Source organism: Planotetraspora thailandica, from assembly GCF_016863335.1.
Classification (GTDB): domain Bacteria; phylum Actinomycetota; class Actinomycetes; order Streptosporangiales; family Streptosporangiaceae; genus Planotetraspora; species Planotetraspora thailandica.
On the sequence record NZ_BOOR01000091.1, the window covers coordinates 1 to 22,013 of the forward strand.

At 71.1% G+C, this 22,013-nt stretch carries 26 protein-coding genes; 11 read left to right on the forward strand and 15 right to left on the reverse strand.

Annotated elements, in window-relative coordinates:
* Positions 1-304, forward strand: a 304-nt coding sequence (locus tag Pth03_RS39650) for a sigma-70 family RNA polymerase sigma factor family protein (RefSeq protein WP_444544186.1), incomplete at its 5' end; no start/stop codon positions are given.
* A gap of 47 nt (positions 305-351) precedes the next feature.
* On the opposite strand, the gene Pth03_RS39655 is transcribed toward Pth03_RS39650, so the two are convergent.
* From Pth03_RS39655 to Pth03_RS39675, 5 genes are all read right to left on the reverse strand, one after another.
* Positions 352-810: a carboxymuconolactone decarboxylase family protein gene (locus tag Pth03_RS39655; RefSeq protein ID WP_203949674.1), complete on the reverse strand. Its 459-nt coding sequence runs from the start codon at positions 808-810 to the stop codon at positions 352-354.
* 71 nt (positions 811-881) lie between these two features.
* Positions 882-2,075, reverse strand: a complete 1,194-nt coding sequence (locus Pth03_RS39660; RefSeq protein ID WP_203949675.1) for an NAD(P)/FAD-dependent oxidoreductase — start codon at positions 2,073-2,075, stop codon at positions 882-884.
* Between the two features lie 93 nt (positions 2,076-2,168).
* Positions 2,169-3,353, reverse strand: a complete 1,185-nt coding sequence (locus tag Pth03_RS39665; RefSeq protein ID WP_203949676.1) for a glycosyltransferase family 4 protein — start codon at positions 3,351-3,353, stop codon at positions 2,169-2,171.
* On the reverse strand, positions 3,350-4,219 hold the full coding sequence (locus tag Pth03_RS39670) for an SGNH/GDSL hydrolase family protein (RefSeq protein WP_203949677.1): 870 nt from the start codon (positions 4,217-4,219) through the stop codon (positions 3,350-3,352). The genes Pth03_RS39665 and Pth03_RS39670 overlap by 4 nt, the downstream gene beginning before the upstream one ends.
* Positions 4,216-5,340, reverse strand: coding sequence for a glycosyltransferase (locus Pth03_RS39675; protein WP_203949678.1), 1,125 nt, complete (start codon positions 5,338-5,340; stop codon positions 4,216-4,218). Before Pth03_RS39675 ends, Pth03_RS39670 begins: the two co-directional genes overlap by 4 nt.
* A gap of 277 nt (positions 5,341-5,617) precedes the next feature.
* Between Pth03_RS39675 and Pth03_RS39680 the strand changes: the two genes are divergently transcribed.
* Positions 5,618-5,854: a hypothetical protein gene (locus Pth03_RS39680; protein WP_203949679.1), complete on the forward strand. Its 237-nt coding sequence runs from the start codon at positions 5,618-5,620 to the stop codon at positions 5,852-5,854.
* Between the two features lie 168 nt (positions 5,855-6,022).
* On the forward strand, positions 6,023-7,183 hold the full coding sequence (locus tag Pth03_RS39685; protein WP_203949680.1) for a low temperature requirement protein A: 1,161 nt from the start codon (positions 6,023-6,025) through the stop codon (positions 7,181-7,183).
* On the opposite strand, the gene Pth03_RS39690 is transcribed toward Pth03_RS39685, so the two are convergent.
* Positions 7,161-7,688, reverse strand: coding sequence for a shikimate kinase (locus Pth03_RS39690; RefSeq protein ID WP_203949681.1), 528 nt, complete (start codon positions 7,686-7,688; stop codon positions 7,161-7,163). The genes Pth03_RS39685 and Pth03_RS39690 overlap by 23 nt on opposite strands.
* A gap of 50 nt (positions 7,689-7,738) precedes the next feature.
* Positions 7,739-8,737 carry an SDR family oxidoreductase gene (locus Pth03_RS39695; protein WP_239119744.1) on the reverse strand — a complete coding sequence of 333 codons (999 nt, stop codon included), beginning with the start codon at positions 8,735-8,737 and terminating at the stop codon, positions 7,739-7,741.
* A 274-nt stretch (positions 8,738-9,011) separates the two neighbouring features.
* Here Pth03_RS39695 and Pth03_RS39700 point away from each other — a divergent pair, with 274 nt between their 5' ends.
* Positions 9,012-10,031 (forward strand): glycosyltransferase family 9 protein, encoded by a 1,020-nt coding sequence (locus Pth03_RS39700; RefSeq protein WP_203949683.1) that lies wholly within the window; start codon positions 9,012-9,014, stop codon positions 10,029-10,031.
* Positions 10,032-10,055: 24 nt separating this feature from the next.
* Here Pth03_RS39700 and Pth03_RS39705 read toward each other — a convergent pair whose 3' ends face one another.
* The gene (locus Pth03_RS39705) at positions 10,056-11,264 is read right to left on the reverse strand and encodes a glycosyltransferase (protein WP_203949684.1); all 1,209 of its coding nucleotides are present in this window, start codon (positions 11,262-11,264) and stop codon (positions 10,056-10,058) included.
* 255 nt (positions 11,265-11,519) lie between these two features.
* Between Pth03_RS39705 and Pth03_RS39710 the strand changes: the two genes are divergently transcribed.
* On the forward strand, positions 11,520-11,765 hold the full coding sequence (locus Pth03_RS39710) for a BON domain-containing protein (protein WP_203949685.1): 246 nt from the start codon (positions 11,520-11,522) through the stop codon (positions 11,763-11,765).
* Positions 11,762-12,493 carry a metallophosphoesterase family protein gene (locus Pth03_RS39715; protein ID WP_203949686.1) on the forward strand — a complete coding sequence of 244 codons (732 nt, stop codon included), beginning with the start codon at positions 11,762-11,764 and terminating at the stop codon, positions 12,491-12,493. Before Pth03_RS39710 ends, Pth03_RS39715 begins: the two co-directional genes overlap by 4 nt.
* A 135-nt stretch (positions 12,494-12,628) precedes the next feature.
* On the opposite strand, the gene Pth03_RS39720 is transcribed toward Pth03_RS39715, so the two are convergent.
* Together Pth03_RS39720 and Pth03_RS42295 are read right to left on the reverse strand one after the other, a co-directional pair.
* Positions 12,629-12,778, reverse strand: coding sequence for a GPGG-motif small membrane protein (locus Pth03_RS39720; RefSeq protein WP_203885462.1), 150 nt, complete (start codon positions 12,776-12,778; stop codon positions 12,629-12,631).
* Positions 12,779-12,897: 119 nt separating this feature from the next.
* Entirely contained in the window at positions 12,898-13,026 is a 129-nt protein-coding gene (locus Pth03_RS42295; RefSeq protein WP_275413288.1) for a hypothetical protein, read from the reverse strand.
* A 92-nt stretch (positions 13,027-13,118) separates the two neighbouring features.
* On the opposite strand from Pth03_RS42295, the gene Pth03_RS39725 reads away from it, so the two are divergent.
* Entirely contained in the window at positions 13,119-13,715 is a 597-nt protein-coding gene (locus Pth03_RS39725) for a nucleotidyltransferase (protein WP_203949687.1), read from the forward strand.
* 3 nt (positions 13,716-13,718) lie between these two features.
* Here the strand turns inward: Pth03_RS39725 and Pth03_RS39730 are convergent, their stop codons facing one another.
* Entirely contained in the window at positions 13,719-14,081 is a 363-nt protein-coding gene (locus Pth03_RS39730; RefSeq protein ID WP_203949688.1) for a PRC-barrel domain-containing protein, read from the reverse strand.
* Positions 14,082-14,198: 117 nt separating this feature from the next.
* Here Pth03_RS39730 and Pth03_RS39735 point away from each other — a divergent pair, with 117 nt between their 5' ends.
* Positions 14,199-15,038: a helix-turn-helix transcriptional regulator gene (locus tag Pth03_RS39735; RefSeq protein ID WP_203949689.1), complete on the forward strand. Its 840-nt coding sequence runs from the start codon at positions 14,199-14,201 to the stop codon at positions 15,036-15,038.
* A gap of 14 nt (positions 15,039-15,052) precedes the next feature.
* On the opposite strand, the gene Pth03_RS39740 is transcribed toward Pth03_RS39735, so the two are convergent.
* The 4 genes from Pth03_RS39740 to Pth03_RS39755 are packed head-to-tail and all read right to left on the reverse strand — an operon-like array spanning position 15,053 to position 17,513.
* Positions 15,053-15,682 carry a GNAT family N-acetyltransferase gene (locus Pth03_RS39740; protein ID WP_203949690.1) on the reverse strand — a complete coding sequence of 210 codons (630 nt, stop codon included), beginning with the start codon at positions 15,680-15,682 and terminating at the stop codon, positions 15,053-15,055.
* Between the two features lie 48 nt (positions 15,683-15,730).
* Positions 15,731-16,519: an MBL fold metallo-hydrolase gene (locus Pth03_RS39745; protein WP_203949691.1), complete on the reverse strand. Its 789-nt coding sequence runs from the start codon at positions 16,517-16,519 to the stop codon at positions 15,731-15,733.
* Positions 16,516-17,103, reverse strand: a complete 588-nt coding sequence (locus Pth03_RS39750; protein WP_203949692.1) for a cyclic nucleotide-binding domain-containing protein — start codon at positions 17,101-17,103, stop codon at positions 16,516-16,518. Before Pth03_RS39750 ends, Pth03_RS39745 begins: the two co-directional genes overlap by 4 nt.
* The gene (locus Pth03_RS39755; protein WP_203949693.1) at positions 17,061-17,513 is read right to left on the reverse strand and encodes a hypothetical protein; all 453 of its coding nucleotides are present in this window, start codon (positions 17,511-17,513) and stop codon (positions 17,061-17,063) included. The genes Pth03_RS39750 and Pth03_RS39755 overlap by 43 nt, the downstream gene beginning before the upstream one ends.
* Before the next feature lie 132 nt (positions 17,514-17,645).
* Between Pth03_RS39755 and Pth03_RS39760 the strand changes: the two genes are divergently transcribed.
* From Pth03_RS39760 to Pth03_RS39770, 3 genes are read left to right on the forward strand one after another with little or no spacing between them, the layout of a single operon-like run.
* On the forward strand, positions 17,646-18,947 hold the full coding sequence (locus Pth03_RS39760) for an adenylate/guanylate cyclase domain-containing protein (RefSeq protein ID WP_203949694.1): 1,302 nt from the start codon (positions 17,646-17,648) through the stop codon (positions 18,945-18,947).
* A 1-nt stretch (position 18,948) separates the two neighbouring features.
* Positions 18,949-19,623, forward strand: coding sequence for an ABC transporter ATP-binding protein (locus Pth03_RS39765; RefSeq protein WP_203949695.1), 675 nt, complete (start codon positions 18,949-18,951; stop codon positions 19,621-19,623).
* Entirely contained in the window at positions 19,620-22,013 is a 2,394-nt protein-coding gene (locus tag Pth03_RS39770) for an ABC transporter permease (protein ID WP_203949696.1), read from the forward strand. The genes Pth03_RS39765 and Pth03_RS39770 overlap by 4 nt, the downstream gene beginning before the upstream one ends.

The window sequence follows — 22,013 nt, forward strand, 5'->3', positions numbered from 1 at the left end:
GCGACGGTGTCATGCGCCGTGTCACACCATCACGCCGAAGTCGCGCTGGGTCGGATCGCCGCCAACGATCGGCGAACCGGTGGTGCGTGGTGCGGCACAGGTCGCCGGTCGGGCGCGGTTGTTCGCTCGGTCGCAGGCGGTGGTTCACCCGGCAATGGTCAATGGAGCGGTCCTCACCGTCGGCGGCCGTGTGGCCTTGGTCATGGGATTCACCGTCAGGGAGGGCCGCGTCGTCGCGATCGACGTGCCGGCCGACGTCGACCGGCTGGGACGGCTGCCCATGCCCCGCTTCGAGAACCAGTGATACGACCCAGGCGGCCCGGTGGTGACGCCGGGCCGCCTGCGGGTGGCTCAGCTCCAGGTGGCGCCCGCCGGCTCCTTGATCGTGGTGTTGATGCGGTTGAAGAAGTTCGTCGTCGCGATCATCAAAATGATCGCTGAGAGCTGCTTCTCGTCGTAGTGCCTGGCGGCCTCGTCCCAGATCTCGTCGGTGACCTGACCGGGCCGGTCGCTGAGCCGCGTGGCCGCCTCGGTGAGCGCGAGTGCGGCCCGCTCGGCGTCGTCGAAGAGCGGCGATTCATACCACGCGGAGACGGCGAGCAGCCGCTCCGCGGTCTCGCCCGCCTTGGTCGCGCTGGTGGTGCCCGAGTGCACGCACGCGCTGCAGCCGTTGATCTGGCTGGCCCGCAGGTGCACGAGTTCCAGCGTCCGCTGCGGCACATCGCCCGCGTGCATTGCCTTGAAGAGCCCTCCGACCGCCTCCGTCACGTGCGGGAGCACCATCGCCGGGTTCGTCATTCGTGCCTTCACCGTTGCCTCTTTCCGTTGATAACCGGACTTCTGCGGTTATGACGGATTGGCGCGGCGGAAGGTAACACGCGTCATCGGGAAGCGGATGCCCGGCGGCCGCCGCGCGACAGCTGCAGGGGCACCGGGAACGACCTCGACAGGCGGAAGGTGTGGATCGGGCTGCCCGAGACGAGCTCCTTGTAGACCATCGCGGGCCTGCCGGCCAGGTGCCACCGCCGGGGGCTGTCGTCGGGACGGGTGAACTGGATCACCGCGTCGTGTCTGCCGAGGCTGACGGGCTGGTGGATGTAGCCGAACCGGAACGGCCGCGCCTTCCTGCCGCGCGCCTCGCGCCCGATGGCGTCGGCCGCGTGCGCGGCGCTGGGGATCCCGCTCTGGCAGGTGCCGTGGAGCACCCCGTACGGCTGGCGGATCGCGGCCGCGTCTCCGACGGCGTAGATGGACGGGTGGGAGACCGAGCGCAGTGTGGCGTCCACGACGATCCGGCCGTGCTCGTCGGTGTCGATCCCCGATTGGGCGGCGAGCGGCCTGGCGCGCGTGCCGGCGGTCCAGAGGGTCGCGTCGGAATGCACGAGCTCGCCGCCTTCCAGTTCGACCGCGTCGGGCAGCACCTTGGTGATCTCCGCGCCGGTGCGCACCTCGACGTTCAGCCGCGCGAGCGCCCGGTCGAGGTGGGCGCGCGCCTTGGCGCCCATCATCGAGCCGGGCACATCCCGGCTGAGCAGGACGGTCCGTACGGACGGGAACGACTCGGCGATCTCGGTGACCGCTTCGACGCCGGTGAGGCCGCCGCCGCAGACCGTCACCGTGCCGCCGGTGCGTGCGATGTCGGCGAGCCTGCCGGCGAGGCGGGCGCCCGCGGCCGGGTCGTCGAGGGTGTGGGCGTGTTCGCCCGCTCCGGGCACTAAGGCGACGTCGGCGGTGCCGCCCACGGCGTACACCAGCCGGTCGTACGGCAGGACGCGCACGCCGTCGGAGGTCGTCACGGTGACCTCGCGGGCGTCCGGGTCGATGCCGGTGGCCCAGCCCTGGACGAACGTGACGCCGGTGCCCTTGAGTACGTCGGGGATGCGGTGGTCGGCGAGCCGCTGTCCGGAGGCGACCTGGTGCATTCGCAGTCGCTCGGTGAACCTGCTTGCGGGGTTGACCAGCGTGACGTGCCCGCCGTGGCGGCGGAGGCGTCCCGCGGTGCGGATGGCGGCGAGCAGCCCGGTGTAGCCCCCGCCCACCACGACGATCCGCTGGATCTGCTTGCTGGTGGTCATGTGCGTCTCTTCTCTGGGGCGGCGCTCCTTGTGAGCGCCTTCACCCCGGAGACGAGACGAGCGGCGGAAAACGTGACATGCCGCCGAGAAAACCTAGACCGTGCCGGCCGGCGCCTCGGACGGGTCGGGGATCCGTACGGCCCACGGCTCCTCGTGCGATTGCTGCGTGCTGGCCTGGAAGTCTTCGGCCAGCACGGTCTCGTAGTGCCTGACAAGCTGCTCGCACAGCGAGCTCCATGTGCGGTGGAGCACCGAGCTGCGCGCGTTGCCGCTCATACGGGCTCGCGCCTGTCCGTCGGAGGCGAGACGGGCGACCGCCTCTCGCATGCCACCGGGCGAGTCGGCCGGATACAACAGCCCGTTGTGCTCGGGCTGAACCAGGTCGAGCGGGCCGCCCGCGGCCGCGGCGACGACCGGGACCCCGGCGGCCAGCGCCTCCTGTACGGCCTGGCAGTAGGTCTCGTTTGCCCCGGTGTGCACGAACACGTCGAACGAGGCGAGGATCTGCGACAGCTCGGTGCCGGTGCGCAGCCCGCAGAACACGGCGTCCGGCACCCGGCGGCGCAGGCTGCGGGCGGCGGGTCCGTCGCCCACGACGACCAGCTTGATCCCCGGCAGGTCGGCCAGCTCGGCCAGCAGGTGCACGCGCTTGTCCGCGGCCAGCCGGCCGACGTACCCGACGACGACCTCGCCGTTCGGCGCGAACTCGGCCCGCAGGCTTTCCGAGCGGTGCGCCGGGTTGAACCGTTCGAGGTCGACGCCCCGGCCCCACAACGACAGCCGCGGGATGCCGTGTGCGTTCAGCTCGGCCATCGTCGCCGAGGAGGGGGCGAGCGTGCGCGCGGCACGGGTGTGGATGTGACGCAACCAGGACCAGATGGCCGAGTCGGCGCCCCGCATCCCGTACTGGCGGGCGAAGCCGACGAGGTCGGTCTGGAAGACGGCGACGGCGGGCACGCCGAGCCGGGCGGCGGCCGTCATGCCGGACGCCCCGACCACGGTGGGGGAGGCCAGGTGCACGACGTCCGGCCTGAACTCCTCCAGCGACGACATGATCGTGCGGCTCGGCAGGCCGACCCGGAACGACCGGTAGAAGGGCAGGCGGAAGGCCGCGGTGGAACGGATGGGGAAACCGGCGTAGCTGGAGGGGCTGCGGCCCGGTGCGACGACCATCGCCTCGTGACCGTGGTCGGCGAGATGCTCCAGGACACGGCAGACCGAGTTGGTGACGCCGTTCACCTGAGGAAGGAAGGACTCAGAGACGATGGCGACTCTCATGGGCAGGCATCTTCCGTAGCGGGGACGGGGAGAGGGGCGGCCGTGCCGCGCAACAGGGGGTCGAGTTCCGCGCGGACCCGCTCGTCGAGGAGGGCGGACCGCCCGCGGACGCCGTGCCACGCCTCGCTGAGGACGAGCCGGGCAAGCTCGGGAAGGAAGTCACGTGAGCGCCTGACCACCCAGCCGGTGCCCTCGACGGCCATCCAGCGCGCGCTCGCCCATGCGGACGGTTTCGCACCGGTCGGCTCCTCGTCGGGCATGCAGTCGAGGGGGAAGCCGCGCTTGGCGAGCTCGGCGGCGCTGAGCCGGGCAAGCAGGCGGTGGCCGCGCTCGCTCGGGTGCAGCCGGTCCACGCCCCACATGCGCCGCTCGTACAACGCCGGATGGGAGGCCAGGTCGACGTGCACGGTGTCGTAGCGCCGGGCGGCGTGGTCGAGGATCGAGTTGATCGCCCGCACCCGCCGGGTCAGCGGGCGCCTGACGAGGTCGGGGATGCCGAGCATCAGCCCCGGGTCGGGCAGGCGGATGGTGAGCACGGTCGCGCCCGTACGGCACAGCCCCCCGACCACCGCGTCGATGTCGGCGGCGATGGACGCGATTTCGAATCTGCCGCGCAGCGTGTCGTTGACCCCCGCGAGCACCGAGGCCACCGTGGGACGCAGCGCCAGGGCCTGGGGGAGTTGGTCGGCGGCCAGGTCGCGTGAGGTGGCGCCCGACGTGGCCACGTTGCTGAACTCGACCTCCCCGCGTGGTCCGAGCGAGGCGGCCAGCAGCGCCGCGTATCCCCGCCATTCGCCGCCGGGGAGCGGGTCGCCGAGGCCCGCGGTGACCGAATCGCCCAGGGCCACCATCCGTGTCGTCGTCATCGGCTTCGACCTCCGATCAGGTTCGGGAGCTCGTGGGCGCGCAGGAAGCCGTCCACAGACGCCGGCCATCCGTAGCGTTCGGCCTGGCGGCGGGCCATCTCGCGGCGCGTTTTCTCGTCCCTGGCCAGCAGCGTGCTCACCGCGTCGGCGTACGCCACGGGACCGTCGCCGGACGCGAGGCCGGCCTCGCCGATGACCTCGGGCAGCGCGCTCTCCCGCGCGACGACGACGGGGGTTCCCCCGGCCAGGCACTCCAGGGCGGCGAGCCCGAACGTCTCCACCGGCCCAGGGGCGATGGCCACGTCGGCGGTCGCGAGCAGCCGGGCGAGCAGATCACGGTCGGTGACGTGGCCGAGGAACCGCACCGGGAGGTCGCTCGCCTGCGCCTCCAGGGCGGGCCGCCGCGGCCCGTCTCCTGCCACGACCAGTACGGCGGGCACGCCGCGGCGGCGCAGCTCGCGCAGCGCCTCGACGGGCCGGTCGGGCCGCTTCTCGGGGGAGAGCCTGCTGCAGTGCACGAGCAGCGTCTCGCCGGGGGCGGCGAATGAACGCCGCAACTCCTCGTCGTGCCGGTCCGGGTGGAAACGGGCGAGGTCGACGCCGAGCGGCACCCGCACCAGGTTGGGCACGCCCAGGCGGCGGAACTCGGCGGCGGCCCACTCCGTCGTGCAGACCACCGTGTCGAACCACTCGGCGCTGGACCGGTTGAGCCGGTCGGAGAGGACGCGCGCCCCCACGGGGGCGAACATGCGCAGCAGCCCGTCGAGGCTCTCGTGGGAGACCATCATCGAGCGCACACCGCGGGAGCGGGCCCAGCGGCCGGTCCACCGCAGCGTGAAGCGGTCGGAGACCTCCAGCCGGTCGGGCTTCAGGTCGTCGAGCAGGCGGCGCATCGAGCGCCGGGCGGTGATGACGCGGTACCCGCCGGTTCCCGGGACGAGGGGTCCCGGCACGGTGATGATCCGGCCGGAGGGGGTCTCGCTCACTCCCGGCTCGGCTCCGGGGATCACCAGTACGGCCTCGTGGCCGGCGGCCGCGTATCCGGCGCCCAGTTCGTTGAGAGCGGTACGCAGGCCGCCTGATCGAGGGGCGATGAAATTGGCCAGCCGTACGATCCTCATGTTCCATCCCGGTAGCCGCAGCACGAGCACCTTGCCGTGATGGTGGCTCAGCCGATTACCAGGACAGATAACCCCAAATGACCTGATCCCTAACCTTCTCCGAATACCCGTGTCATTTCCGGCACTTCAAGATCCGGTGAAGTCACCGCATCAGGTGGAAGATCTTCATATCTCCCACGGTGACGGCGGTGCCGTTCGGGGGAGACCGCTTCTCACTACCATTCGTGTCCGGATGAGCACGCGGCTGTCTCCCGGCACCGAGCCTGGAGGTGGCGGCATGCGTATTTCGGCGGAGGACGCCGCGCAGAGTCGGCTGAGCAGCGAGTATGCCGGGCGCTGGTCGATCTGGCGCAGCGACGCGGGTCGCTGGTATGCGACCCGGATGAGGCGGTCGTTGTCCCGAATGGACATGGACCGGGGTCTGATCATGACGGCTTCGGCCGAGAACGCAGAGGAATTGCGCGCGTTGCTCGTCGCCCAGGACCGGCTGGGCAGCCACATGATGTCGTCGTGATCTGATGGGGACGCACTAATCGCGTTTATTGAAGTATCCGGAAATATCCGGAAACGACGGGCATTCGGCTGTGAGCTTTGCGTGGCCTCGGGTCCCTATGATGGGGGCGTTTCCGGCGGCCGCCTAGAGGTCACGGCCGAGCCTGTCGAGAGGAGAATCCGGCCCCCCATGAGTGAACGGACCCTTCCCGACGCCCCGGCCAGGGGCCGACGGATGATCCCGAGGGACGTCACCGAGTCGTTGCGGGCCGCGACCCCGCTGGAGCTGCTGTTCGACCTGTGCTTCGTCGTCGCCGTCGCGCAGGCCGCCGCTGGGCTGCACCACGCGTTCGCGACCGGGCACACCGGCTTCGGCCTGGTCAGCTACGCGATGACGTTCTTCGCCATCTGGTGGGCGTGGATGAACTTCTCCTGGTTCGCCTCCGCCTACGACACCGACGACGTGCCGTACCGCATCGCCGCCCTGGTGCAGATCACCGGAGCGCTCATCCTCGCGGCGGGCATCCCCAGGGCCTTCGACCACCGCGACTTCACCATGGCGGTCGCCGGGTACGTCGTGATGCGCACCGCCCTGGTGGCCAACTGGCTGCGCGCCGCCGCGTCCGATCCGGCGGGGCGTTCGACGGCCCTGCGCTACGCGGCCGGGGTCACGACCGTCGAGATCTGCTGGGTCGCCATGCTGGCGCTGCCGCACGGCATGCAGAGCTGGGCGTGGCCGGTGCTCGCCTGCGCCGACCTGGCGGTGCCGGTGTGGGCGGAACGGAGGCACCGCACGACGTGGCACCCGCACCACATCGCCGAGCGGTACGGGCTGTTCACACTGATCGTGCTCGGCGAGTCGATCCTCGCGGCGTCGCTCGCCGTGCAGGGCGCCGTCGACACGCGGGCGGCCACCGCGAGCCTCTACTCCGTCGCGGGCGGGGGGCTGCTCATCGTGTTCTCGATGTGGTGGTTGTACTTCGCCAAGCCCGCCCACCGGTTCCTGACCTCCAACAGGGCCGCCTTCCTCTGGGGATACGGCCACTATCTGATCTTCGCCTCGGCGGCGGCCGTCGGGGCGGGGTTGTCGGCCGTCGTCGACGACGCCACGGGTCACGGCGGCGCGTCGGGCGCGGTCGTGACCGTGCCCGTGGCGGTCTTCCTGCTCGCCGTGTGGGTGCTGCAGCAGCGCCCGCACCACGTCGGCCGCGGTCACAACCTGATCGTGCCCACGGCCGCGGTGCTCGTGCTCGCGGCGACCTTCACCGGCGCGCCCGTGCCGGTCACCGGGGTGGTGATGGCCGTGCTCGCCGGGGTCGCCGCCGCGTTCACCCGCCGGCGCCCGGAGTGACGGCCAGCCGCTCCAGTACGGCGGCGGCGATCTCCTCGGGAGTGTGCGCCGAGGTGTCCACCGTCAGGTCGGCCACCTCCTGGAAATGCGGCAGGCGCCGGGCGCGCTGCTCGGTCAGCATCTCGGCGAGGTCGGGCTTGAAATGCGGGCGGTGCGGGCTCGACCTCATGCGCTCGGCCAGCACGTCAGGCGGCCCGTCGAGGAACACGACGAACGCGGAGCCGAGCGCCGCGCGCGACTCCGGGTCGTCGACCGTGCTGGCGGCTGCGGCGATCACCGGCACGGCGCCGGAGGCCAGGGCATCCCTCAGCACCAGCGCCTCACGCGCGTGCAATTCGTCGGCGCCCACATCGGCGGCCATCGCCGCGGCGGTCTCGCCGTAGCGGCTCTCCAGATCGGCGTCGCTGTCTCTCATGGGGCGGTCCAGAGCTTGGGCGAGCAGCCGGGCCACCGTGCTCTTGCCTGCTCCCATGAGTCCCGTCACCACCACCGGCACAACAGTCATGAGGACAATGCTGCCCGCTGATCGGAGGCATACCGACGTTAGGCTTCCGGTCAGCGCCGGCGCAGCGCCATGACGGCGGCCACGGCGAGTGCGGCGGACGCGGCGATCACCAGCCTGCGGTGCTGGGACATCCAGACCTGGACGCTGCGCGGGTGGGAGCGGTCGTCGAAGCTGCCGTGCGCGCCGTAGTCCGCGTCCTCGTCGGCGGGCTCCCAGAGGTTCGACACCCCCGTGGGGGCCTTGTCGTCCACCTGCTGCGCCTTCACCCCGGTCTTGCCGAGGTAGCGGTCGAGCAGGCCGGGCGCGACCCGCTGCGCCATGATCGTGACCGCCGTCGTGGCGCCGACCCAGAACTCCCTGCGCTCGGGATGCTCCGCGGCGTACAGCACCGCCTGCGCGGCCACCTCCGGCTGGTAGATGGGCGGCACCGGCTGGGGATGCCTGCGAAGCTTGGCCAGCCCCCAGTCGAACTGGGGCGTGTTCAGCGCCGGCAACTGCACCATGGTGATCTTGACGCCCGAGCCCTCGGCGAGCAGCTCGGTCCGCACCGACTCTGTGAATCCCCTGATCGCGTGCTTGGCCCCGCAGTACGCCGACTGGAGAGGGATGGCGCGATAGGACAACGCCGATCCCGCCTGGACGATCACGCCGCGGTCGCGCGGCTTCATCACCTCCAGGGCCGCGCGGGTGCCCCACACGTAGCCCAAATAGGTCACCTGGGTCGCGCGTTCGAACTCCTCCGGTGTGATCTCCATGAAGGGCGCGAAGACCGCCGTGAACGCCACGTTGATCCAGACGTCGATCGGGCCGAGCTCCTCCTCGATCCGCTGGGCGGCCCGCCGTACCTGCTCGTGGTCGGCCACGTCGGCGGTGAAGACCTTCGCGGTGCCTCCGCCGACGCCCACCTCCACGGCGGCACTGGCGAGGCCCACCTCGCCGCGCGCGATCAGGGCGACGATCGACCCCATGTCGCCGAGCTGCTGGACGATCGACCGGCCCACGCCTCCGCTGGCGCCCGTCACCACCACGACCTTGTCGCTGAGGCTCACCGTCCTCATCCTCTCGATTCGGGGGGCGGCCGCCGTTCCGCGGCCATGGGCGCCCTCTACCCGGCAGAACCCTCCTCACGCACAGCCCTCCCGGAAGCCCAGCGTCATGGGTGATCAGCCGAGTGTGACGGCATCGCGTTTGGCGAGGGAACAGCGGGGTAGCCGGGACGCATGCTGAGGTGGACGACGAACAAGGGAGGAGCGCCGCCGGGGAACGACGGAGTGGGAGGGATGCGATGGACGGGAAATCCGGGGCGAAAGGGGGACGGGCGCCATGACAGGGCTGTTCGTGGGAGGCGTCGAGCACATCGCGGTGCTGCAGCCGGGCGCCCTGGCCGATCTTCTGCTGGCCCTGCCCGGCATCGAGGCGCTGAAGCACGCCTACCCCGCCGCCACCATCACCGTGCTCGGGCGCGACTGGCACGTGCCCTTCCTGCGCGGCCGTCCCGGCCCGGTGGACGACGTGATCGCGCTGCCCCCGATCTCGGGTGTGTCGTCGGCGGCCTGCGGATTCTCCGCGCCCGCCGATCTCGTCGGCGAGTTGCGCGGCCGCCGCTTCGACATCGCGGTGCGGATGAGCGGGGGCGGCGGCGGGTGCGACTCCTTCGTGCGCGGGCTGGGCGCCGCGCTCACCGCTGGGCCGTGCGCCCCCGGCTTTGTACGGCTGGACCGGTGGATTCCCTACGTCGACCACCAGCACGAGACGCTTCGATCCCTGGAGGTCGCCGGTCTCCTGGGCGCGGCGGTGGTGGAGATCGAGCCGCGGATCGCGGTGGTGAAGAACGACTGGGCCGAGCTCAACCGGAGGGCCGGCAGGCTGCCGAAGGGGCTGGTCGCCGTCAATCCGGGTGCGGCCGACCATCGGAGGCGCTGGCCGCTCGAGCGGTTCGCCGAGGTCGCCGACCGGCTGGGCAGGCCCGTCGTCGTCACCGGCACCGGCCCGGAGCGTGAGACCGTCGAGCGCATGACCAGCGCGATGAAACGGCCGGCAATGGTCGTGGTCGACGAGTTGTCCCTGGGCGGGATGGCGGCGCTCTACGCCGCCTGCGACCTGCTGATCTCGGGCGAGGGGGACCCGCGGCACCTGGCCGCGGCCACCGGGACGCCGACCGTGGGCATCTACTGGTGCGCCGACATGCTGCGCAGGGGACCCCTGACCAGGGGTCACCACCGGCCGCTGATCTCGTGGACCGCCCGCTCCCCGGAACCGGACGGCGAGGCCGGCCCGGGGTCGTGGGTCGACGACGTGACGGTGGACGACGTGCTCGAACAGGCTGAGGACCTGCTGCGATGAGCTCGCCGTGACCGGCTGCGCAGCTCAGGAGGCGCTCGGCTGCAGGCTCCTGGCCGACACCACCTCCTCGTAGACGGCCAGCGTCTCCGCGGCGATGCGGCCCCAGCCGTACCTGACCTTGGCCCGGTCCGCCCCCGCGATGCCGTACGCCGTGCGCCGGACCGGATCGCCGAGCAGGCCCCGCAGGGCACGCGCCAGTGCGATCGGATCGCGCGGGGGCACGAGCACACCCGTCACGCCGTTGACCACGGTCTCCTTCTGGCCGCCGACGGCGGAGGCGACCACGGGCACCCCGCACGCCATGCCTTCGAGCGCGACCATGCCGAAGGGCTCGTACCAGGGGACGGAGACCACGGCCGCGGCCGAGCGCATCAGCGCGGGAAGCTCGTCCCTGCCGACCCGGCCGAGGAAGCGCACCCGGTCGCCCACCCCGGCGCGGGCGGCGATCCAGCGCAGCCGTGTCACCTCCGGGTCGCGGTGCAGTTCGTCGGCCGGCGGACCGCCCGCGACGACCAGTTCGGCGTCGCGAACCCGGCGCAGGGCCTCGATGGTCGTGTCGACACCCTTGCGCGGCACCAGCCTGCCCACCGACAGTAGGCGCGGCCGGTCGGGCCGCTCCTTCGGCGTGACGTGGTAATGGAAGGCGCCGGTGTCGACGCCGCAGGGCACGACCCGGGCAGAGGTGCGCGGCACCCTCATGCGGATGAGCTCGTCGACCTCGTCGTTGCAGGTGGCGATGATGGCGTCGGCTCCCCGGCCGATCGACTCCTCGGCCTCGATCCGTCCCAGCGGGCTGGCGTCGCCGGCGCCCTGGTGGCGGCGCTTGACGCTGCCGAGCGCGTGGAAGGTGTGCACGACGGGCACCCGCGCCTGCTCGGCCGCGGCCAGGGCGGCCACGCCGCTCATCCAGAAATGGCTGTGCACGACGTCCGGCCGGTCGAACAGCCACCGGTCGCGCAGCCACGATCCGAAACCGGGGATCCAGGGGAGCATCTCGTCCTTCGAAATGGGAGAGGGCGGCCCCGCGGGCACGTGCACCACGGTCACGCCCCGCCCCAGAGCGACGGACTCGGGGAGCTCGGCGTCGTCCCTGCGGGTGTAGACGGTGACTTCGTGACCGAGCTCGGCGATCTTCCGGGCGAGGGCGGCGACGTGGACGTTCTGGCCGCCGGCGTCCACCGCGCCCGGGACGGCGAGCGGACTGGCGTGTTCCGAGACCATGGCGATCTTCACAGGGGTTCCTCCGGGAGGGCGGTGACGAGGCACCGGGCTCGGGGATCAGGGAGCCCAGGTGAGGATGCCCGGAGGGATGTGCTCGGGGGCACCTCCGTCGGGCATGTCGAAGCCGAGGAGGTGCCTGCGTCTTAGGCACCGAGTTCTCGGATTGTCAATTTCCCGGTAAACCCTTCTCAAACCACAGTTTTCTTCTCGCGTTTCGCGTGCGCGGCGGCGGGCAGCGGTAGCCGTACGACCATCGAGGGGGAAGTCATGGAGACGCCGCAGTATGTGGCGGCCCGGGTGCAGCGGGCCCTCGCGGAGGACGACAGGACCAACGAGCTGGGCATCCGCGTGGACGTGCGAGGCGACCAGGTCTATCTGCGCGGACAGGTACCCTGCGACGAACGCCGGCATCTGATCGAGGCCGTCGCTCGTGAGGCCGCGCCCGGCCTGACCGTGCACAACGAGATCAGGCTTCTGGAGGTGCACGAGCCGGGAGAGGAGGAGCACCTGTGAACGCGCTGCGCGTCGCCGCGGTCGCCGACATCCATCTCGGCGAGGACCTGCGGGGGCATTACCGCAAGACGCTCGCCGGGATAGAGGAACGAGCCGACGTGCTCCTGGTGGGGGGAGACCTGACCAGGCACGGAACCTTCGAGGAGGGCAGGCTCGTCGCCGACGAGCTCGGTGGCCTGCCGATCCCCGTCGTCGCCGTCCTCGGCAATCACGACTACCACTCCGACGCCGACCAGGAGATCATCGCGGTCCTGCGCGACGCGGGGATCACTGTGCTGGACGACGACGCGGTGACGATCCCGCTCAACGGTGTACGGCTCGGCGTCGCCGGGGGAAAGGGCTTCGGCGGCGGGTTCGCGGGCAAATGCGCCAGCGAGTTCGGCGAGCCGGAGACCAAGGCGTTCGTCCGGCACACCAAGGAGATCGCCGAGCGGTGGCGGCTGGCCCTCAAGGGCCTGGACGCCGACACCAAGGTGGTGCTCAGTCACTACTCGCCGGTCAAGGACACCCTCCTCGGGGAGCCGCCCGAGATCTATCCCTTCCTCGGCAGCTACCTGCTGGCCGAGGCGGCCGACGCCGAGGGCGCGGATCTGATCGTCCACGGCCACGCACACTCGGGTACGGAGAAGGGCATCACACCGGGCGGAATCCGGGTGCGCAACGTCGCCCTGCCCGTCATCGAGCACGCCTATGTCGTCTACTGCCTCGACGGCGAGGGCGTGCACTGAATCTCTCTGCTTTTCATATTTCCCGCGCAGTGTTTCCGGGATTCCCGGATTTCTTCGAGACGGGATTTCCCGGCAACGGGACGGCGGCCGGATTTCAGCCGGCCGCCGTTCGTCCGTCATCCGGGAATTGGCCGGCTAGGGATTGAAGATGCTGACGCCCCCCGGGCCGACGAGGAACCCGAGGACGATGAGGACGATCCCCCAGAGGATGTCCCGACGAGCCAGGATCACATAGATCCCGGCGATCACGAGTACAACGGCGATGAGCCAAAGCAGTGTAGCCATGGCCTCCCACTGCCCTGACAATTTGCCTCATAACATCAAAAGCAGTCGGATAATTCGATTTTGTCGATGCATGCCGGTCCATTTGTGTTCGCTTTGGCAGGCGCGGGCACATGAGCCGGTCAGGCCCTCTCGGCGCCGTCGTGCTCGTGGGGATTCTCGCCACGCCTGCGGGCGCGGTGAAGCGAGACGAGCGGCTCGATGAACCACAACCAGGCGCTCAGTCCCGCCACCGCGACCGCGACGACCACGGCGACCGACAGGCTGGTCAGCGTGTCGACGACCAGACGGAAGGGCGAACATGGGAGAGTTTGCGGCGTAAATGGCGGGGCAGGCGACGTGGGTGAGCAGTCACGGTCACCCGGTCACGGAAGCGATCCTCGAAACGCTCAAGCGTGCGGGCGCCGTCCTCAAGGAGGCCGGTGTGCGCTTTGCCCTGGCGGGTGGGTGCGCGGGTTACGCGCGCGGCGCCGCCCCGTCGCTGCATGATGTCGACTTCGCCCTGGTCGAGGAGGACGTGCCCCTCGCCTTCAAGACCCTGGAGGGCATCGGATTCCGTACGGCCAGGCCGCCGGAGGACTGGCTGGTCAAGGCCTTCGACGAGGACGGCGTGCTGGTCGACATGATCTTTTCGGTCGCCGACAGGCCGGTCACCGAGGAGATGATCCGCCGGGCGGAGATGATCAACACGGCGGCGATCAGCCTGCCCGTCCTCGAGGCCACCGATCTGGTGATCTCGTGGATCCTGCCGCTGTCGGAGCATAGCTGCGACTACGGCGCGCTGCTGCCCATGGTCCGCGCGCTGCGCGAGCAGGTCGACTGGGACCGGGTGGCCTCGGTCGTGGCGGCCTCGCCGTACGCGTCGACCTTTCTCACCCTGCTCGAACGGCTCCGCGTCATCGGACCGACGTCGCCGAGCCCCGAGCAGGCCTGGCCGTGAGATCTAGGGGCCTCCCGAGTAGGGGAAGCGCCGGTAGTACTCATTGAGCGTGTCGCGGTAGGCCGACTCCTTGAACGCCGACTCGTCGAACTCGGGTGCGTTCTTGATCTCCTGCCTGGTCCTGCAGACGGCGATCGTGCGTTCGGCTGGGTCGATCTGCGTCACGATGCTCGCCGGCAACATCACCTTCTTGCCGAATACCCAGGGACCGGTGTCGATGATGAGGTAGCTCTGGCCGACCTCGTAGGTCGCCTCGTCGACCGTGCCGATCCTGCCGTCGGTGGCCTCGACCTCGTAGCCGACGACGTCGGAGCCCTGGCCGGTGTCGTCTACGCCGTCCGGATAGGACGGCAGATCCGGTGTCATGTTCTCTCCCTCCGTCCACCGGCCCCTACCCGAACCCGATCGGTGAAACGCGCTCCACCTGCGGCGATCTCCGCGTGACGGCTACCGTGTGGTCAAAGTCGTGCATAAGGTGACGAAATGGACAGCGGAAACTTCCTGGGCGAGTTCCTGCGGGCCCGTCGTGAGCTGACCGGCCCCGAGGAGGCGGGACTGGGCTCTTCCAGAGCACGGCGCACACCCGGGCTGCGCCGGCATGACGTCGCCATGCTGGCCGGGATCAGCGTCGACTACTACATCCGCCTCGAACAGGGGCGGGAACGGCATCCGTCGCCGTCGGTGCTCGGCGCGCTCGCCCGCGTGCTGCGGCTCACGCCCGAGGCCGAGGAACACCTCTACGACCTCGCGCTCCGGGAGGACAGGCCGCGCAGGATCGCCCGTCCGGAGGAACAGGTCAGCCCCTATCTGCTGCGGCTCATGAGCGGATGGGTGACGACTCCGGCGTTCGTGTGCGACCGGTGGATGGACATTCTGGCCGTCAACCCGATCGCCGAAACGCTCCTCGAGGGCCTGAACCGGGTGGACAACATGGTCAGCATGGTCTTCACCGACCCCCTCGCGCGGCGGTTCTACCGCGACTGGGAGAAGATCGCGCACAACAGGGCCGCCCACCTGCGCGCGATGGCCGGGCCCGACGTCGACGATCCCCGCCTTACCGAGCTGGTGGACGAGCTGTCGGAGCAGAGCCCGGAGTTCCGCCGGATATGGCGCCGGCACGAGGTCAACGGATTACACCGGGAGACCAAGGACCTCCACCATCCCGAGGTCGGCGACCTGACCATCACCTGCGAGGCGCTCTACAGCACCGGCGCGCGGAACCAGCAGCTGGTCACCGTCCAGGCAGAGCCCGGAAGCCCCTCAGACTGGGCGCTGCACGCGCTCGCCGAGAAGGCCGGCAGCCCGGTCTCGCACCCGATCTGACAGCCGGGCGGAGCTCAGGCGCCGAACTCGGCGCGGCAGGCGTCCAGGCCGTGGATCTCCACCGGCACCGGGGACGTGAAGTCGGCCCGGTTCAGGAGCAGCCGCTGGTCGACGCGCCGCCTTCCCTGCACCGCCTGGACGGTGGTCCCGTCCTCGCGGTAGCCCAGCTTGCGCGAGACGGCGAGCGAGGCGGGGTTGTCCACGAAGGCCGACGACCTGGCCGTCTCCGCCCCCAGCCCCGCGAAGGCGAGGTGCAGCACGGCGGCACGCATCTCGGTGCCGAGTCCCTTGCCCTGCCACGCCCTCCCGAGCCAGGACCCGGTGGAGACCTCCCGGGTGATCGCGAAGTCGTTCCCGCTCATCCCCTGGCTGCCGATGACCTGGCCGTCGTGGACGACGACGAAGTTCGCGGTCCAGTCCTCCGGCCTCCACGCGGCCAGCACCCTCAGGTGGTACTGGATCGTGCTCCGTTCCAGCTCCTCGACGGGTGCGGCCGTCCAGGGAATGAGGAACGGCATGAACCCGGGCTCGTGCACGCCCTCGAGCGCACGATCGGTGAGCGCGTCGAGGTCGGCCATCGAGGGCAGGCGCAGTTCCAGACGGGGCGTGGTCAGGCGAAGCCCGAAAATCGGCCAATGACGCATGTCGTGATTGTCACGGATGGTCATACGGCCCGGCATCTGGTTTTCGCGTCACCCGGACCCCACCGCGATGATCTGCCCCTGTCGCGCGAGCTCGACGCCGGTGGCCCCGAGCGCGTCCAGGTCGTCGTCGGTACGGCCGGGCGCATGGTGGGTGAGGACCAGCCGCCGCGCGTCACAGCGGCGGGCGAAGGCGACCGCGTCGGCGACGGTGGCGTGGCCGTACGCGTCGGCCTGCGCCTGCTCGCCGGCGAGGAACTGGCCGTCGTGGAGCAGGAGGTCGACGCCCCAGGCGAGCTTCTCGGCGGCGGCCGACTCGATCTGGGGGCAGTGGTCGGGGAGATAGGCGACGCTGACGCCGTCACCCTCGACCCTGATCCCATGGGTGACGCCGCCCTTGTGGGCGATCTCGGCCACCCGCACCGTGTAGCCCTCGACGATCCCGTCGTCGGACGTCAGGAACCGCCACTCGCCGCCGAGCCCGCCGGGATCGATCGGGAAGTGCGGCGGCGACATGACCCGGGCGAGAAGCCGCCGCGGATCGCCGCCGCCGGGGAGGCGGAGGTCGACGCGGGCGTCGGGCCGGTCCACCGAGGGGCAGAAGGGCAGACCCTGCAGGTGGTCCCAGTGGAGATGGGTGAGCATGATCGAACCCCGGAACGGCGCCGCGCCGAGCAGGCGGCCGAGCCCCCGCAGACCGGTGCCCGCGTCGAGCACCAGCCGGGGGACGTCGGAGTCGTCGGGCAGCACGGCCACGCAGCTCGTGTGGCCGCCGTATCGCACGAATTCCGGGCCGGGCGCGGGCGTCGATCCCCGTACGCCGAGCAGGGCGAGCCTCACGCGAGCGAGTCCTCTCGGCGGTGGCCCTGCGCGAGGCGGGCCAGGGCCGCGCGGTCGATCGTGTCGGACGGCGCCTCGGCGACCCGGACGGGCGTGCTCGCGGTCAGTGTCGCCGTACGGAGACCGTCCTCCAGGACCGCCCGTTCGCCCAGGATGGCGCCGGGGCCCAGCTCGGGCAACGCCCTGCCGTCCACGTCGACGGTGAGCACGCCGTCGAGGAGCAGGAACAACGACGACCCCGGCTCGCCCTGACGGACCAGCACCGAACCCGCCTCCAGCGACCGGATGACGGGTTTGCGGCCGCCGCGCATGATGAGCGTGGACATCTCGCGTTCCAGCGCGGTCTCCGCGGCGGTGACGAGCACGGGGGAGTCCTCGTCGCCCCAGGGCGTGGAGGCGGTCCCCTCCTGGCCGGCCCAGGTCTTGTAGTCGGTGAGCCCGGCCTTCATGGCCAGAGCGTCGTCGGCGCCGTAGACCCAGTGCCGGGGAAACGGGCTCGCGCCGGTCAGTTCGCCCACGGCCCTTCCGTCGGTGTGCAACGTCAGCGACAGCGTCGTCCACACGAACGGGGACTGGAGCCGCATGTACGGCGGGCGGAGCTGCGCCGGGGCAGCGGCAGCGCCGTACGGCCTCCCACCGTCTGGGTGAAGCGGACCCACCCGTCCCCGGCCTCCGGTTCTGAGCGCAGGTCGGGCAGGGCGAACGCGGCGAAGGTGATGCCGAGCGGGCCGAGCCGTACGGTGGTCGACCCCATGATGAGCCCGCCGCCGACGCCGTGGCCGACGAGGGCGTTCCCGTCGAACTCGGCCCAGGCCTCCAGCCGGTGGGCGAAGCGGAACGCGTCCGCCACACGCAGCGAATCCAGGTCGCCGATCGTGTCGGGGGGCGGCTCGTCGTAGTGGGCGATGCCCATCGTGAAGGCCGGCTTGGTGTAGCCCTTGACGGCCTCGGACGGGATCCAGGACACGGACGTGATGTGAGATGTGACGCGCATGGTCACGACGGTAGGAATCGCGGCCCGCTCGTTCGAGGGCGGCACCTTGCCATCCCCCGGGGGTGCCAGCATCCCCTATCCGTCGTCCCAGCACCCTTTCTGGCAGGGATCACGCCGATATCTAATCGGCTCGTGGAGCGGATCACGGTGGTGCTCGCGGACGACAACCTCATCGTCCGCGAAGGAGTGCGCGCGCTGCTCGCCCGCGACCCCGCGATCGAGGTTGCGGGACTCGCGGCCGACTACGACGAACTGGTGGCGAGCGCGGTGCGGTTGCGCCCGCAGGTAGTCGTGACCGACATCAGGATGCCGCCGACCTTCCAGGACGAGGGCATCGAGGCCGCGCGCGAGGTGCGCAGACGGCTTCCGGGGACGGGGACGGTCGTGCTCAGCCAGTACGACGACCCGGAATACGCCGTGCGGCTGCTGGGGGACGGCGCGGCCGGCTATGCCTATCTCCTCAAGGACCGCGTGGCGGACGCCGGACTGCTCGGCCGGGCGATCCGCGCGGTGGCCACGGGCGGATCCCTGATCGACCCGGTGATCGTGCGGGAGCTCATGGCTCCCGCGCGCGACGAGGGCGAGCTGTCCGAAGACGAGGAGAGACTGCTGCGGCAGGTCGCCGAGGGCAGACCGGTCAAGGCGATCGCCCTGGCGGGCGGCGAGACGCCCGAGGCGGTGAACACCGCCATCGAGCAGCTCTTCCTCGATCTCGCCAAGGGCGCGAGCGCAGGCCGGCAGAGCGCGCTGCGCCGGCTGCGCATGCTGCACACCGCCATCCTGCGCCGGGAGGAGCAGGGCGAGACCCTGTCCCGGCTGCTCCCCAGCGGTCTGGCCGACAAGCTGCGCAGGGACCGCGAGGCCGTCGAGCGGACCGAGCGCCTGAACGTCACGGTCTTGATGTCGGACGTGCGGGGCTACTCGGGTATCGCGGAGAGCACCGACCCGGCCGTCCTCGCAGGGCAGCTCAACGCTCACCGCCGGGCGATGAACGCGGCGATCCTTAACGCCGGCGGCACCGTGATGCAGTACGTCGGCGACGCCGTGATGGCCGTCTTCGGCGCCCCCGACCCCTCGCCCGACCACGCGCACAGCGCCATCCGGGCGGCCTGCGTCATGCATGTACGGCAGGCCGAGCTGGACGCCGAGTGGGCGGCGCAGGATCTCGCGCCGTTCTGGCTCGGCATCGGCCTGTCCACCGGGGAGGTGGCCGCGGCCCTGCTCGGCAGCGACGAGCGGATCGAGTACACCCTCGTCGGCGACACCGTCAACCTCGCCCAGCGCATGCAGGATCTGGCCCGCCCCGCCGGGACGGTCGCGGCCGAGTCGACCGTCCGCGCGGGCGGCGACTCCTGGCCGTGGAATCCGCTGGGCGCCCGCCCGATCAAGGGGCGCAGCACTCCCGTCAACGCCTATCACCTGGTGGTGAACTGATATGCCCACCGCTGTCGAGATCAAAGGGGTCAGGCGCACCTTCACCGCGGAGCTGGCCCCCGTCCGCGCACTCCGCGGCGTCGACCTGTCTGTCGACGAGGGCGAGTTCCTCGCCGTGACCGGCCCGTCGGGCTGCGGCAAGTCCACCCTCCTCAATGTCGTCGCCGGTCTCGACACGGTGGACGAGGGCACCGTCGAGGTCGCGGGCGAGCGGATCGACGGCCGCGACGAGGACTGGTTGGCTCGTTTCCGCCGCCACCACATCGGTTTCGTCTTTCAATTTTTCAATCTTCTGGACGGCGTCTCGGCGCTGGACAACCTCGTCATGCCGGGTGTTCTGGGCGGCATGAAGAGACGGGCCGCCGAGTCCCGGGCACGTGACCTGCTCGACCTGCTGGGTCTGGGCGACCGCACCCACCAGGTGCCCGCGGTGTTGTCGGGAGGGCAGCGCCAGCGTCTGGCCATCGCCCGCGCCCTGGTGAACGAGCCGACGCTGCTGCTCGCCGACGAGCCCACCGGGGCGCTCGACAGCGAGGGCGGCATGGAGGTCCTCGAACTGTTCCGGCGGCTGCACGACGAGGGGCAGACGATCATCATGGTCACGCACTCGCCGGACGTGGCCGCGGGAGCGAGCCGGGCCGTACGGCTGCGCGACGGCAAGGTGGACGCGCCATGACCGTCGTCCTCACCTGGTTGCGTCTCGAACTGCGCAGGCGGTGGCGGCCGCTGGTGGTGCTCGCCCTGCTCGTCGCCTTCGCCACCGCCACGGTCCTGACCGCCTTCGCCGGCGCCCGCAGAGGCGCCACCGCCGTGGACCGTCTCACGGCCGTCACACTGCCGACGACCCTCGCCGTCCTGCCCAACCAGCCGCAATTCGACTGGGAGAAGATCCGGGCGCTGCCGGAGGTCGAGTCGCTCACGGTGTTCGCGCTGTCCGCGTTCGGCGTCGACGGCATCCCGCGCACGGACAACGTCAGCGCCTTCCCTCCGGCCGACGACGAGGCGCTGCACACCATCGAACGGCCCGTCGTCCTCGAAGGGCGGCTGCCCGACCCCGCACGGGCGGACGAGGTCGTGGTCACCCCTCTTTTCCCGGTCTCCTACCACAGGGGCGTCGGAGACCGGATCACACTGCGGCTGATGTCCACGGAGCAGGCGGCCGACATCGAGTACGACCCGGCCAGTGGCGCGCCGCTCGCGGGCCCGGCAGTCGGGGCGCGGATCGTCGGCGTCATCCGCTCGCCCTGGTTCTCCGACAACGTCGGCCAGAAGGGGCTCGTGGTCCCGTCCCCTGCGTTGTACGCCCGCTACCGGGACAATTTCGTCGGTCCGGATGGCGTCCACAACGCCCTCGTCCGGCTCAAGGGGGGGCCAGGCGTGGAGCGCGCCTTCCGCGAGGACCTGGCCGAGGCGGCGAAACGCAACGACATCGACATGATGGAAATGAACGAGAAGTTCGTCGCCCAGGTCCAGAGGGTGAACTCGTTCGAGGCCGCCTCTCTGCTGGCCTTCGGGCTGGCGGCGCTCGCGGCGGCGATCGTGCTGGTCGGCCAGTCGGTCGCGCGGTACGCCACCGCCACCGCGGCCGACCTCCAGGTGATGCGGGCCGTGGGACTCGCTCCCCTGCAGGGGGTCATGCTGGCCTCCGCCGCACCCTTCCTGTCGGCGCTGGCCGGGGCGACACTGGGCGTCGTGGGAGCCGCCGTCGCGTCGATCTGGATGCCGATCGGGGCGGCGTCCCTGGTCGAACCCGCTCCCGGGTTCGACGTCGACTGGCTGATCCTGGGAAGCGGATGGGGGCTGGAACCGCTGCTCGTGCTGAGCACGGCGGTGGCCGCCGCCGCGGTCTCCCTGGTCGTGCGGCACGGCGAGGGATCTCCCCGGCGTTCGGCGGTCGCGCTCGCCGCCGCACGCCTGGGGCTGCCCGTGCCCGTCGTGGTGGGGGCGAGGTTCGCCCTGGAGCCGGGGCGCGGGCGCGCGGCGGTGGCCGTGCGGCCCGCGCTGTTCGGGGCGGTCGCCGGGGTGCTCGGGGTGCTCGCCGCGTTCACCTTCTCGGCCGGAGTGCGTGACGCGGCGGCTCATCCCGAGCGGTTCGGGCAGACGCACCAGGTCGAGGCCTACGCCGGGTACAACGGCATGGACATCGGACCCGTCGATCAGGCCCTCCCGAAGGTCGCCGGGGATCCGGACGTCGCTGCGGTGAACGCCTCGCGGATCGCCGTCGCCGAATCGGGCGAGACCTCGGTGACCACCTACACCTACGACCCTGTGAGCAGGCCGTTCCCCGTCGTCATGATCGAGGGCCGGATGCCCTCGGCCGCCGACGAGATCGTGCTGGCGCCGTTCAGCGCCGACAGCCTCGGCGCGAGAGTGGGCGGCCAGGTGCGGCTGACGAGCGGCGGGGAACCGGTGACGATGAGGGTGACCGGGATCGGCTTCCTGCCGATGGGATCCCACAACGACTACAGCGACGGCGCGTGGGCCACTCCCGAGGGATACGACCGGCTCTTCGCGCAGGCCCACTTCACGTTCAAGTACCACGTCGTCCACGTGGTCGTCAGAGACGGAGCGGACCCGGCGGCCGTGGCCGCACGGCTGTCCGCCGCCACCCAGTTGGGGTTCCTCCCGACCCCTCCCATCCCGCAGGTGCAGCAGATCCGCGACGTCCAGCAGTTGCCTCTCGTGCTGGCAGGCTTCCTGACGCTGCTCGCCGTGGGCGCCGTCGGCCACGCCCTGGCCACCGCCGTACGGCGGCGCCGCCACGAGGTGGCGGTGTTGCGGGCGCTGGGCATGACCCGGCCCCAGGCACGATGGGCCGTGGTCACCCAGGCCACGCTCCTCGCTGTGGTGGGACTCGCCGCCGGAGTCCCGCTGGGAGTGGCGCTGGGCCGCACCCTCTGGCGGCTGGTCGCGGACTTCATGCCGCTCGCCTACCTCGTGCCCGTCGCACTCTGGGCGTTGCTGCTGGTCACGCCGGCCGCGCTGCTGCTCGCCAACCTGCTCGCCGCGTGGCCGGGCCGTATGGCCGCGCGGCTGCGCATCGGTCACGTTCTCCGGACGGAGTAG

Excerpts from the sequence above, each read along its gene's own strand:
- Pth03_RS39660 (WP_203949675.1), bottom strand. The coding sequence starts at position 2,075 with ATGACCACCAGCAAGCAGATCCAGCGGATCGTCGTGGTGGGCGGGGGC.
- Pth03_RS39665 (WP_203949676.1), bottom strand. The coding sequence starts at position 3,353 with ATGAGAGTCGCCATCGTCTCTGAGTCCTTCCTTCCTCAGGTGAACGGC.
- Pth03_RS39670 (WP_203949677.1), bottom strand. The coding sequence starts at position 4,219 with ATGACGACGACACGGATGGTGGCCCTGGGCGATTCGGTCACCGCGGGC.
- Pth03_RS39675 (WP_203949678.1), bottom strand. The coding sequence starts at position 5,340 with ATGAGGATCGTACGGCTGGCCAATTTCATCGCCCCTCGATCAGGCGGC.
- Pth03_RS39680 (WP_203949679.1), top strand. The coding sequence starts at position 5,618 with ATGCGTATTTCGGCGGAGGACGCCGCGCAGAGTCGGCTGAGCAGCGAG.
- Pth03_RS39685 (WP_203949680.1), top strand. The coding sequence starts at position 6,023 with ATGAGTGAACGGACCCTTCCCGACGCCCCGGCCAGGGGCCGACGGATG.
- Pth03_RS39690 (WP_203949681.1), bottom strand. The coding sequence starts at position 7,688 with ATGACTGTTGTGCCGGTGGTGGTGACGGGACTCATGGGAGCAGGCAAG.
- Pth03_RS39700 (WP_203949683.1), top strand. The coding sequence starts at position 9,012 with ATGACAGGGCTGTTCGTGGGAGGCGTCGAGCACATCGCGGTGCTGCAG.
- Pth03_RS39710 (WP_203949685.1), top strand. The coding sequence starts at position 11,520 with ATGGAGACGCCGCAGTATGTGGCGGCCCGGGTGCAGCGGGCCCTCGCG.
- Pth03_RS39720 (WP_203885462.1), bottom strand. The coding sequence starts at position 12,778 with ATGGCTACACTGCTTTGGCTCATCGCCGTTGTACTCGTGATCGCCGGG.
- Pth03_RS39730 (WP_203949688.1), bottom strand. The coding sequence starts at position 14,081 with ATGACACCGGATCTGCCGTCCTATCCGGACGGCGTAGACGACACCGGC.
- Pth03_RS39735 (WP_203949689.1), top strand. The coding sequence starts at position 14,199 with ATGGACAGCGGAAACTTCCTGGGCGAGTTCCTGCGGGCCCGTCGTGAG.
- Pth03_RS39740 (WP_203949690.1), bottom strand. The coding sequence starts at position 15,682 with ATGCGTCATTGGCCGATTTTCGGGCTTCGCCTGACCACGCCCCGTCTG.
- Pth03_RS39750 (WP_203949692.1), bottom strand. The coding sequence starts at position 17,103 with ATGCGGCTCCAGTCCCCGTTCGTGTGGACGACGCTGTCGCTGACGTTG.
- Pth03_RS39755 (WP_203949693.1), bottom strand. The coding sequence starts at position 17,513 with ATGCGCGTCACATCTCACATCACGTCCGTGTCCTGGATCCCGTCCGAG.
- Pth03_RS39765 (WP_203949695.1), top strand. The coding sequence starts at position 18,949 with ATGCCCACCGCTGTCGAGATCAAAGGGGTCAGGCGCACCTTCACCGCG.
- Pth03_RS39770 (WP_203949696.1), top strand. The coding sequence starts at position 19,620 with ATGACCGTCGTCCTCACCTGGTTGCGTCTCGAACTGCGCAGGCGGTGG.